A 12,229-nucleotide genomic window follows, 5' to 3' on the forward strand; every position below is an offset into this window, starting at 1 on the left:
AAATTTTAAACCCAGAGCATTTAGAATATTATTATTAAATCAAGTACCTTGATTAAAATAACTTTTAAATGAAATACTTTGATAAAACTAATATGAAAAACAGATTTGATATAGAGTTTGAGACACAGGCGTATAATAGCCTCAAAAAATATCTGGAAAGCTTAGGCTATCCTAACTCATCAATTTTTCCAGAATATAATTTACTTAATTCAAAAATTGACGCAGTCGTTAAATCTAAGGATAAGATCCTAATTGCTGTTGAAATAAAGAAAACCGCTGCTATAAAATCAATTGCTATAGATGAAATAGGATATCATCCTATTACTCGAAACTTACAAAAAGTAGCTATTGAACTAAATGCAAAATACTACTTACTTTCTGATGGAAAACAAAATTTGTGGTTTAAAACAGGGCAAGATGGGCGACCAGAAAAAACAATAGCTGTACGGTATAATCAATTTCATACACATACACTATCTGAATTTGAATTCACTAAAGAACTTTTAATACACATTACTGAATACATCCGAAATTTTCCTTTAACTGGAGACCATTTATATGATGTATCAATAGTACTGTATGCTAAGCTAATACAGAATCTCAATGGCAAAAAACATAATACTATTAATTTTCAGAATCTTAGTGGGACGCATCATATTCACGAAAAATCACCTAGCAGTTATTCTCCGGATACTATATTGAAAAAAGCTTTAGAACGTTTGAAAGATATCGATTTGTTAGAAAATCGAATCACAGTATTTGAATTTATTGATTCTTTTTTTGATGCCTCACGAAAAGAATGGAACGTACCAAGATGGATGGCTGATTTGATGGTGGCCTTGATTGACAAAGATAAACAATCTAATCTACTGGATTTATTTTCCAGAAATGGTATATTCATATCTTCAGCTTATTTAAGAGAATTCCAAAACATTACGGCTTATTATAGTTCTCACAACGAATTATATTGGATAAAAATTCAGGAAATTTTAGGGAGAAAAAAAGAATCTAAGGTGAAGTTTGAGCCTGGCTTATTAAAAGGTAATTTAGAAGTATTATCTCAAGATAGTATGGATGCTGTTTTATTGGCTTCTCCTTTTAATCTAAAATTTGAAAAGCATATCGATAGTTATCTTGGGCGACAAGGTGTTAAAGACGGTAATACACTATTTCTAGAAGCTGCATTAAATGCCGCTAAACAGGATGGACAGGTTATAGCTATTGTACCAGATGGTTTTCTTTTATCAGCACAATATAAAAAAGCTAGGAGCTATTTTCAGTCTCAAATTGAGGCTATTATTAGTTTACCAGACGATGCTTTTAAGCCTTATTCTTCAGTAAAAACCAGCTTGCTACTATTAAGAAAAAGCGATTCAAAAAAACAAGAAAAAGTTTTTATGGCTGCTCTGAATAAAGTACCTGTAAGCAATCCGTTGTACAAAGAATATGATTCTTCCATGATAGATATTTTACAAAATCTTGCTTTATATAGAACAGAAAAAAAGATTGTTGCTTCAAAAAATGGGTTCACAGTAGAAAAATTAAATGCAGAAAATTTTCACGTAACCAAATATTGGCTTGATCAGTATGCAAAACCTTTAGGTACTATAAGATCAGATTTTTCCATACTCCCCTTAAAAGAACTTATAAAGAGCATATCTCGTGGTAATACAATTATAAATGACAGCGATGGTGATATTCCTTGTATTAGTCCTGCTGTTATCAGAGAACTGCATTTAAGCAAAGAAGAGTTATCTTTTACTTCTAAAGAAAAATTACCTCATGGTAAAATACACCGAGTTGTTGCAAATGATATATTGGTCAATATAATTGGTCCATATCGTGGAAAAGCTGCATTGGTTTCTAAAGATTTTGAAGAAATGCTGGTAAACCGACATATAGCTATTATCAAGCCCCATCTTGAGTTTATTTTACCTGGTTATTTAGCCATAGCATTAAATAGTCAGTTTGTTCAAGCACAATTCCATGACCAAACTTCGGGTACTGTCATACCTGCTTTAAATCTATCAAGTTTTGATCACATAGTCATACCAGTTCCAAGCATGGAAACACAACAAAAAATTCACCAAGAGTTTGTTTTACAGCTAGATGAATTGGCTGCCATTCAAGCAAAGGCGGCTATCCTCAAAGGAGAAATAAATAAAAGATTGTCTAACCTCAGTAAAGAAGGAGATAAGCTATGAATTCTTTTCCTAAAATCACAAACGATTTAATTACCAATTGCTTTTTCAAATTTCGGACACTTTATAGCAATGATCTAATAAAATTGTTACAAGCAGCACAAACAGCTACATTAGGTGAACAATCAGCTTTTGTCATTGGACCAGGTGATACAAATCAACAGGTTGACATAATCGAAACGAGAATTAAGAGAATAGCGGATAGTTATGGGCAAAAATTGTTGATAAAAATTATAGAAAGCTTGTATGAAGATTTACAAATAAACGGTGCAATTGGAGTAACAAATACCGATTTCTTAGCTTGTAGCAAAATCGTTCTTCAAGATGGAAGTCAGTTACAATATAAAGCAGTAAAAAAATGGCATTGGGTATGGAATCTGGAAGTGGACGGTAACCCTGGCTCAGTTGATCTGGAGATAAGAGCTGGTAATAATACTCCTGGAGAAATTGTACCTGAGTATATCCTACAATATATACAACAAGGTGTTACAGCCTTTAAGTCGGGCAAGCCTGCAGTTGCAATGGCATTAATGACAATAGGTTTAGAAGGTACTCTTCGAGATGCATTGGAAACAAAAGGGTATAGTTATCAATATGGAACTCCTTCACAAGATATTTATGAAAGAGTAAATATGGATGTTCATAAAGATTCTTCAGGCTATAAAGTAACATTTCCCAATTCAATGCCTAAAGTTCATAATGATTATTTATCTGCTCCTGGAGATCCTACTTACAAAAGAGTTAGAATTAAACGAGTAAAACAGCCTGATGGAAATTTTATTCTTGAAATTAAAAATATAGGTGATTTATTTGATTACTGGTCATCTGATCAAATTACTACGACAGGAACCGCACAAGTTAGTGGCCTTGGGGCAGCAATAAACATTGGGAGAAATTTATTAGGAATTATAACTCCCATAGATATTCCAGAAGATTTAGATAGGCCAATCCAAGCAGTAAGAAATAATTTAATTCACTTATCTGGCAATTCGATGTCAGAAATTGTTCAACAGGATACTGTAGGAAACGATATTACATTAAAAGAATTCTTAATTGATAGAAATCGAGTTTTTGATGCTATATGTACTATTGGTAACGCAATTAACATTTTATATAATAGAATTGCAAGCGGAACATTATAAAAATGGAAACTACTTGAACATCTTCGGAAAAACCATGCGGATTTTCTTTATAGACTGCATCTCAAAAGTCTTACCACAGCGAAACTCAGTAACTGAACAGGAATAGATATCAAAATATCTCATATTAAAGTATAAGAATAATCATCTTTTTAGGTTTTGTCTCAAATTGAAAATTATGGATGGTAAATCGGAGAAGATACAATAAATGGCAAAAGAGTATTTTTTACGGGAGAGTGTTTTTAAATATAACAAAGCCTGAGAAATTTCTCAGGCTTCTGTATTATCTAATAAGCTTTTCTAACCTAGTCATCATTTCATCTTTCTCTTTCAACATTCGTTCATATAAAGCAATTTTTTCATCGTGCAATTCAATAATTTTTTCCAGAGGATTTATTGTAGCATTATTACTATATAAAGAATGCATCACGGAATTATCACTATTATTAACCGTGTTAGCAATAATGTTGACTGCTTGTTCTTCGTTAAAATTCTGAAACGCCTCCACAGGAATTTTCAGCACTTCGGAAATCTTTTGCAGCAGGGCTTCTTCTACCACGTCTTTCTGTTCGAGGAGGGAGATTTTCTTCTGGTTCCAGTCTTCGCCGAGGTCGAAGGCGAGGGCTTCCTGCTTGATGCCCAGCATTTCCCTGAATCGTTTGATGTTGCGTCCCTGGTGTATTTTCTGTTCCATGTGTTTTTATTTTTAATGTACCTTAAAGATACGGCGGTTCCGTAATACGATGAAGGGTAAAATTAACAATTATCCGGTAAAAATCCTAATGGAGTGACTATAATATCCCTCTTTGGAATAGAATATCTTTTTACAATTTCCCTGCTTTGTACTGCATAAAATGGGAGGATCATGAAAGCAACAAACACTCTGCCCCGGAAGTTGAGCAATCATCAGTTATACGAACTGCTGAAAAAAGGCAATCCGGCCTCTTTGGAACATATTCATTCCCGCTACAAAAGACTTTTGTTCTGGCTCGGGAAACAGATGCTTGACGATGATTTTGTCGTGGAAACGCTGGTACAGGATGCCTTCCTGAAACTCTGGCTGCACCGGGATTCCATTGAAACGCCGAATCATATCCTTGGTTTTTTGCGTTTTGTCCTGAAAAGGGACTGCATCACGTATTTCAATGCCCCGAAAACCCAATTCAGCCGTTTAATGGGTTCCCTTGAACGTTTTGAGAATTATCAGGATTATCTTATCCGTTACGATCCCGTGCAGGACCAGGAACACCTTCTCCGCCAGGAATCAGATCAAAGAAATTTTGATGAAGTGAATAAGGTGTTAAACGTGCTGGATCCGAAAAGAAAGCACCTGATCGAACTTTGCCTTACGTATGGCTTCCGGTACAAACCCATTGCCGAGGCTATGGGAAGCAGCGTGAAAGACATCAGCAATGAGGTGAGCAGGGCCATCGCTGATCTCCGGAAAATTTTGAATAAAAGTTCTTTTGAACAGCCAAATGAAAAAGCGTGCAATCATGAAAAGCAGCCGGATACACTCAGCAGCCGGCAGCTCGAGATTATGAAAAGAAGGTTTGAGCAGAAGTCTTCTTTCACGGTGATTGCCCGGGAACTCAGGCTGCCTGAAAAGGAAGTCCACCGGGAATTTTTATATGCTTATCAATATGTACAGAAGGACAACAGATATTAAAACCTTTTTGATATGGAAAAATCCACTATGACCCTGACCCGGAAAATCCAGCTGCTGATCGATGTTCCTGCACATGAACAGAAAAAGATGTGGGAAAAACTCCATCGGTATCAGAACCGGTGTTTCCGGGCAGCGAACTTCATCGTTTCCCACCTGTATGTCCAGGAAATGATCAAGGATTTCTTTTACCTCACCGAAGACATCCGATACAAGCTGGCGGATGCAGGGAAAGACGGGATGGGAATGTTTAACCGTTCGAAAACAAATACCACGGCACGCATGGTCTTCGACCGGTTCAAAGGGGAGATCCCGACCGATATCCTGGGAAGCCTGAACAATACGATTCAATCCGCCTTTTCCAAAAACAAAGCCGACTATTGGCAGGGCACCAAATCGCTGAGGAACTTTAAAAAAGACATTCCCATCCCGCTCCCGGTGAAATGCATCAGCAGAATGAGGTATGACCCTGAAAAGAAAGCCTTCTGCTTCAATATGTTTGCGGTTCCGGTGAAAACCTATTTGGGAAAAGACTTCTCGGATAAGCGCCTGCTCATGGAACGCCTGTTAAGGGGAGACATAAAGCTCTGCACCTCGCAGGTCCAGCTGAAAGCCGGGAAAATCTTCTGGCTCGCCGTATTTGAATTTGAAAAGGAAGACCATCTTTTAAAACCTGAAATCATTGCCGAAGCTTCGCTGTCCCTGGAACACCCCATCGTCGCAAAGGCTAACAACGTACGGATCAACATTGGGTCAAAAGAAGAGTTTTTATATAGAAGGCTGGCCATCCAGGCCCGTCAGAAAAGGGTTCAAAACGGTATTGCCTATGCCCGTTCCGGGAAAGGAGCAAAACGGAAACAGAAAGCATTGTACAAAACCGATAACCTGGAAAGCCGGTATGTCAGCCACCGGCTTCACCTGTACAGCCGGCAGCTGATCGATTTCTGCATCCGCCAGCAGGCAGGCACCCTGATTCTTAAAAACCAGGAAGACAAAATCGGGATTGCCAGGGAGCAGGAATTCGTGCTCCGCAACTGGAGCTATTATGAACTGCAGGCCAAAATAAGATACAAAGCCGAAAAAGCAGGCATCGAACTGATCATCGGATAGAAAAAAAACAACGAGGGTGCCTGTACACCCGCAGGGTGAGGTTGTCATAGGAAACACTCACTAAATACTTTAGAGTATATACAGCGGCGTGGGCTCTTTTTAATTTAAAATATTGATAACTAACGGAGTGGTCCGGCGACGGTAAGGATTTAAATGAACTTTCTATTAACACACCCACTTCTCAATACGGTTTTTCAAACCTACCCGAAGTGGCGGCGTTGTTCATCAATCGACGAAATTGAATTATTTAGGCCTTCGATTTGACCATTAAACTTTTAGCGTTAAGCAAATTGAGAGGAGTGGCCACCAGGAAACCATCTATGGTTCGGCGAAACCAATAAAAAAATAAGAAATCATGAGCCAAAAGTTTAGTGTCTGAAGCGCGGGACTCAAAGTCACTAAGGAGACCAATGATCAATCCGCGCAAACCTAACGAAGCGGTTCGACGACCGACGGGAGTCAATTTTTAAACTTTTCAGCGCCGGCTCAATTTGCAGCGTTAAAAAGTTTTGGGGTCCTGAATTTTTGGTTCGTTTTGGATCAAGCCAAAATGAACAAAGTGGTCCGGCGACGGTAAGGATTTAAATGAACTTTATTAATACACCCACTTCTCAATACGGTTTTTCAAAACCCACCCGAAGTGGCGGCTGTATTCATCAATCAACGGAATCTATTGGTTTGCCCCCAACTGACCATTAAACTTTCAGCGTTAAGCAAATTGAAAAGCGAAGGCCACTTAAAAACCATTTATGGTTCGGCGAAACCAATAAAAAATAAACAATGATGAGCCAAAAGTTTTATGTCCGAGGCGCGGGACTAAAAGTCACTGAGCAGGCCAATGATCAATCCGCGCGAGTTTAAACTTTTCAGCACAGGCTCAATTTATAGCGTAAAAAGTTTTGGGTCCTGATCTTTTGGTTCGTTTTGGATCAAGCCAAAATGAACGAAGTGGTCCGGTGACTATAAGGATTCAAATAAACGTTTCTATTAATACACCAACTTCTCGATACGGTTTTTTCAAAACCTACCCGAAGTGACGGCGGTATTCATCAATCAACGGAATCTATTGGTTTGGCCCCAATTGACCATTAAACTTTTAGCGTTAAGCAAATTGAGAGGAGTGGCCACTACGAAAAGTTTAGTGTTCGAAGCGCGGGACTAAAAGTCACTGAGCAGGCCAATGATCAATCCGCGCGAGTTTAAACTTTTCAGCACAGGCTCAATTTGTAGCGTAAAAAGTTTTGGGGTCTTGATCTTTTGGTTCGTTTTGGATCAAGCCAAAATGAACAAAGCGGTTCAGCGACTGTAAGGAATCAAATGAACGTTTCTACTCATTACACCAGCTTCTCGATACGATTCTTCTTCGAAAAATCAATTGAAGTGACGGCCGTTCATCAATCGCTCGGCAGGAGTGGTTATTTGGGTCCGAACGACCATTAAACTTTTAGCGTTAAGCAAATTGAAAAGCGAAGGCCACTTAAAAAAAGCTTAGTGTTCGAAGCGCGGCGATAACAGTGATCAACAGGCTTATAGCAAATCCGCGCAAGTTTAAACTTTTCAGCGTTGGCTCAATTTGTAGCGTTAAAAAGTTTTGGGGTCCTGATCTTTTGGTTCGTTTTGGATCAAGCCAAAATAAACAAAGCGGTCCAGCGACTGTAAGGAGTCCAACGAACGAAGTAACTGCCATTCATCAATCAACGGAATCTATTGGTTTGGCCCCAACTGACCATTAAACTTTTAGCGTTAAGCAAATTGAAAAGCGAATGCCACTTAAAAAAAGTTTAGTGTCTGAAGCGCGGGACTAAAAGTCACTGAGCAGGCCAATGATCAATCCGCGCGAGTTTAAACTTTTCAACGCCGGCTCAATTTGTAGCGTTAAAAAGTTTTGGGTCCTGATCTTTTGGTTCGTTTTGGATCAAGCCAAAATGAACGAAGTGGTCCGGCGACGGTAAGGAATCAAATGAACGAAGTGACGGCGGTATTCATCAATCAACGGAATCTATTGGTTTGGCCCCAATTGACCAATAAACTTTTAGCGTTAAGCAAATTGAAAAGCGAAGGCCACTTAAAAAAGTTTTATGTCCGAAGCGCGGGACTCAAAGTCACTGAGCAGGCCAATGATCAATCCGCGCAAGTTTAAACTTTTCAGCGTTGGCTCAATTTGTAGCGTAAAAAGTTTTGGGGTCCTGATCTTTTGCTTCGTTTTGGATCAAGCCAAAATGAACAAAGCGGTCCGGCGACCAACGGGAGTCAATTTTAAACTTTTCAGCGTTGGCTCAATTTGCAGCGTTCAAAAGTTTTGGGGTCCTGAATTTTTGATTCTTTTGTTTGACTGCGTCGAATCTTCGATTTCAGGACAAAAGAATATTAGGGTTAAATCAATTTAAAATCCCCATACTTTTAATCCTTACACAAAACTCAGTCCCCAGAAACCTCGGATCCCCGTGCTTCTCCGACCAGAACCCGTCCAGCACATCGGGACTGAGGCAGCGGTAAACGGCGACGCCTTTGTAGGTCCTGTCTTCCCCTTCGTAGCGGAAGTTGATCACCAGGATGCCGTCTCTGTAAAAGCCGGTGCCCTGCTGTTCGTGGTCGCCGATGAGCCATTGCGCAAGGAGGCGGTGGTTCCCATCCAGCGAAAGGGTAAGGAAGCCGTGATAAGTAACAGCGTCGGTGGCTTCCTGGTTGCTGCCCTGGACAGTATAGCTGCCCACCAGATCGTGTACGGTCATTGGTATTCGGTTTTAGATAAAACAAAAATAAAAAATTCCGGCGTCAATTTGCAACCGGTTTGAAATCATCTAAATGGGTTTCCAAAATTAAGGTCTCGCAGATCAGGCAGGGGACGCAGATTTTTCTAAAAGGCAGTGTTGTTTCCTGTTGGTTCTAAAGATTGGAAATTAGCAAAGCCGTAAGGAATACGGAAATATTGCTGCAGTTCGACGGTTCCCTCCAAAACCACCCCGTCAAAAATTCAATGAATTTTCGCCACCCCTCCAAAGGAGTGGAATTTCGGTTAAGGTATTTCAGTCTTCTGCCTTCCGCAGCCTTCCGCCTTCCACACCAAGCATCTAAAACCTCCCGCGCCGCTGCTTTTTTTAAAAACCATACATAACCGCTGCAAAAAGACTGTCATGATGTACTTCAAAGTAAATACAGATATTCGGTAATAGGATGTTCTGTATCACAATATACTGTTGCGGAAAGATTCTGCCGGCGACATACCTGTTATAGCCCAAAATTTAAGCCTCTCAATGGAGAAGCTTAAATAGGATGTCATCAATGTTTTTAGAATCTGGTCTATTAATTTTTACCGTTGTTGTAAATGCTGTGTTGTCCGCTGTTGATGCAGTGGCTTACAGGATACGATCGATGATCCTCAGTCTGTTGCCATGTTCAGTATCGGTCTTTTACCGCGAAAAGATTAAAAAGAGGCTTTTATTGTAAGCCTCTTTAGGGAGATTTGCATTAACACCGTTACAGTATTATATCTTAAGGCTTCCAGTAAGACCATTTACTTCCGTTGTAAACAGCCAGACGTTTTGCGCCGCTTTTGTTTATATAAACCATCATGCCGGGAGAAGGGCTTGGGATGTTCTGTACATCCGATACGGTCGGCAGTATCATGGATTTTGTAGTGGACTCCAAAACAAGGACACCGTCCGCAGAACTTGAACTGGCTCCTATAACGGTCTTTGCGGAAGTTGCTTCCGAAACCTGTGCACCGGTAGGCTGTGATGCCAAAGCCGTGGTGATATCAGCACTCTGTCCGCTAAGATCAATCCAGGTACCGTTGTAATATCTTACCCTTGCGCCTGTGGGAGAAGAAGCATCCAATACCAGTGTTCCTTCAGAAGGGGTGGAAGGGAGCGTTCTTACATAAGGCAGAATAATACCTTTATTCTGATTTGCGGGAAAATCCAGCAGTACCGAGGTTTTTACGGCAGCTGTTCCCGTGGCATCTCCCAAGATCATCTGGGCATGGGCCAGAGAAAGCCCTGTTATAAAGAGTATTGTAATTATTTTTTTCATGGATCTTTTATTTGATACGTGTAGTAGTTGATGGTAAATTATCTTATAAAGCGATTAAGGACAGGCTGGGGTACTGAAACAGCTCCATGCCGTGCCGTCATATAATTTCAGGCATTTTGCCGTGATATCATAAACCATCATTCCTTCCTGGGGTGAAACGATAGCGTTTATCTGAGGCGTACTGAGCCTGGTAATAACAAGTCCTTTGGTATTCGATTCCAGGACAACATGCGCCGACTTTCTGATCATCGGCCAGTTACCGTCATCTGTTCCTGCTCTTTTCAGAAGGGTAATCCCGATTTTGCTGTCGGTTCCTGCAGCAGAAGTATTGGCATCATCATAGCATACACATCGACGGATGAAATAATCATTGGTGGTCGGATAGTAAGTATCACCGAAAATCGGGGATGAAGTGGAAACAAAATTATTGGTGGAACCGTTTGTGCCCTGCTGCTTGATTTCAAATTTAAAAGTCTCATCAGGCTCATACAGCGCATCGTTTACAGAAGCAATATTTACTGCAATACCGTCTTCGTCATTGTTGGGACTGGAATATCCCGGAGTTACCCCTCCGTCATAGTTACCCTGCGGGACGGAAATCAGGTAAATGCTGCTTCCCGCAGTATGGGTAATTACCGGGGTACCGTTGGAATTCGCCACCGGGCTTAAGGCAATATCCGCATCCGTCGCCAGTGCTGTTCCGTTTGCCGGGTCGATCAGCTGCACCGCTACGGTGGTCGGACTGGTTACCGCACCGTTAATCCTTAAAAACAAGGTGCCGTTGGAAGATCCCTCACACGAAGATAGCGCATTGGAGAATTTCAGGTCGATCAGGGGGTTCAGGGTAATCCTGATATCATCCAGAAGGTTACCCGCTCCGGGACTGCCGCCATCTACTACAGCCCTGAATCCTACCCGGTATACACCGGAAGTTCCTGTGAAGGTATAAGTCCCCTGGTTAGAAGACCAGGCTGACGTACTGGATGGGACCGTCGTGGACCGTACAGTTGCGATGTTGTTCTGGTTCTGGTCCTCAATCACCATGGCAGACTGTTCGGCAGTAGTACTCCTGGCCCGGTGCCTGAAATTAAAGGAAATAATATCCCCGTTGGCCAGGTACATATTCTGGTAAATCATAGAACTTACAAAAGCATTAAGCTCAACGAAATTACTGCCCTGTGCAGCAGGTACGCTTTGGAAACCCGTTCCCCAAATTTCGATCGGATGGCAGGCTCCGGAAAATCCCGGTTCACACGCATTGGCCTGAGTAGGGTGTGACGTATACCACGGTGATGTTATGGCCGCTCCGGCATCAAAAGTTGCTCCAAAACCGAAATTGGCATCATATTGCCCATATCCGCCTGGCGCGATCCCAAATTCTAATCCGGGATTGACAATGACCCTGGTCTGGGCAAAGTAAACGTGCGGAAAAATTAACAGCAGCAGTAATCCGGAGAAAATACAGGATTTGTTCCTGCTGTTTCCGTATTCTGCATTTCGCGAAATAATGTTCATAAGTTGATTTTTATTGTGAATTATTTGAATTAGTATGGTAAAGAAAAAAAGAATCCGACAGCCTGTACTTTTATACTGACAGACCAATATTGACGCGCAAATCTACATTATATCTTTGATCGAATGCACGTTATGATTTATCATTTTCGCGAAAATGAAAGATTGAATATTGATGTTGGTGGTTGGGATTTGTCTGTATATTTTTTGTATACTTTTGATCTGCACCAGTTTATTCGCCCGGCAGTTTTGTGGATTAATTTTCTTTAGCTGAATACTTTAACATGATGCAGTATATGTTTGACCTGTCATTTTCGCGAAAATGAATAGCCGTACGGAATTTCATTATAAAGAAAAGGACTGACTATTTGAAGTGGGTAGGATGATCATCAATACCGGGTTATATCATTTATTTATTACATTAATAATTAAAAATTTTTGCAAGTGATTTAAAGAGAGCTGTTTGTGTTGTGAAAACATGATTTACAATTTTTTTTCTTCTTTTTACAAGAAAAAAATATTCTATTGTATTAGCTTTACAGTGTATTTCGTGTGGACGGCGAGTTTCT

General features: G+C 40.4%; 8 protein-coding genes. 4 read left to right on the forward strand and 4 right to left on the reverse strand.

Features of this window, described 5'->3' with window-relative positions:
• The first annotated feature begins 68 nt into the window (after positions 1 to 68).
• Both FY557_RS17900 and FY557_RS17905 read left to right on the forward strand, forming a co-directional pair.
• Positions 69 to 2,204 carry an N-6 DNA methylase gene (locus FY557_RS17900; protein WP_149248613.1) on the forward strand — a complete coding sequence of 712 codons (2,136 nt, stop codon included), beginning with the start codon at positions 69 to 71 and terminating at the stop codon, positions 2,202 to 2,204.
• A complete protein-coding gene (locus FY557_RS17905; protein ID WP_149248614.1) occupies positions 2,201 to 3,343 on the forward strand; it encodes a hypothetical protein in 1,143 nt (380 codons plus the stop codon). Before FY557_RS17900 ends, FY557_RS17905 begins: the two co-directional genes overlap by 4 nt.
• 280 nt (positions 3,344 to 3,623) lie before the next feature.
• Here the strand turns inward: FY557_RS17905 and FY557_RS17910 are convergent, their stop codons facing one another.
• A complete protein-coding gene (locus tag FY557_RS17910; RefSeq protein WP_149248615.1) occupies positions 3,624 to 4,034 on the reverse strand; it encodes a helix-turn-helix domain-containing protein in 411 nt (136 codons plus the stop codon).
• A gap of 171 nt (positions 4,035 to 4,205) precedes the next feature.
• On the opposite strand from FY557_RS17910, the gene FY557_RS17915 reads away from it, so the two are divergent.
• Together FY557_RS17915 and FY557_RS17920 are read left to right on the forward strand one after the other, a co-directional pair.
• On the forward strand, positions 4,206 to 5,009 hold the full coding sequence (locus FY557_RS17915) for an RNA polymerase sigma factor (RefSeq protein WP_149248616.1): 804 nt from the start codon (positions 4,206 to 4,208) through the stop codon (positions 5,007 to 5,009).
• Positions 5,010 to 5,021: 12 nt separating this feature from the next.
• Positions 5,022 to 6,116: a hypothetical protein gene (locus tag FY557_RS17920; protein WP_149248617.1), complete on the forward strand. Its 1,095-nt coding sequence runs from the start codon at positions 5,022 to 5,024 to the stop codon at positions 6,114 to 6,116.
• Between the two features lie 2,378 nt (positions 6,117 to 8,494).
• On the opposite strand, the gene FY557_RS17925 is transcribed toward FY557_RS17920, so the two are convergent.
• From FY557_RS17925 to FY557_RS17935, 3 genes are all read right to left on the reverse strand, one after another.
• The gene (locus FY557_RS17925) at positions 8,495 to 8,848 is read right to left on the reverse strand and encodes a hypothetical protein (protein ID WP_149248618.1); all 354 of its coding nucleotides are present in this window, start codon (positions 8,846 to 8,848) and stop codon (positions 8,495 to 8,497) included.
• 760 nt (positions 8,849 to 9,608) lie between these two features.
• Positions 9,609 to 10,148 carry a hypothetical protein gene (locus FY557_RS17930; protein WP_149248619.1) on the reverse strand — a complete coding sequence of 180 codons (540 nt, stop codon included), beginning with the start codon at positions 10,146 to 10,148 and terminating at the stop codon, positions 9,609 to 9,611.
• Positions 10,149 to 10,202: 54 nt separating this feature from the next.
• Positions 10,203 to 11,663 (reverse strand): hypothetical protein, encoded by a 1,461-nt coding sequence (locus FY557_RS17935; protein ID WP_149248620.1) that lies wholly within the window; start codon positions 11,661 to 11,663, stop codon positions 10,203 to 10,205.
• Positions 11,664 to 12,229 lie beyond the last annotated feature (566 nt).

The organism is Chryseobacterium sp. SN22 (assembly GCF_008329705.1).
GTDB lineage: Bacteria > Bacteroidota > Bacteroidia > Flavobacteriales > Weeksellaceae > Chryseobacterium.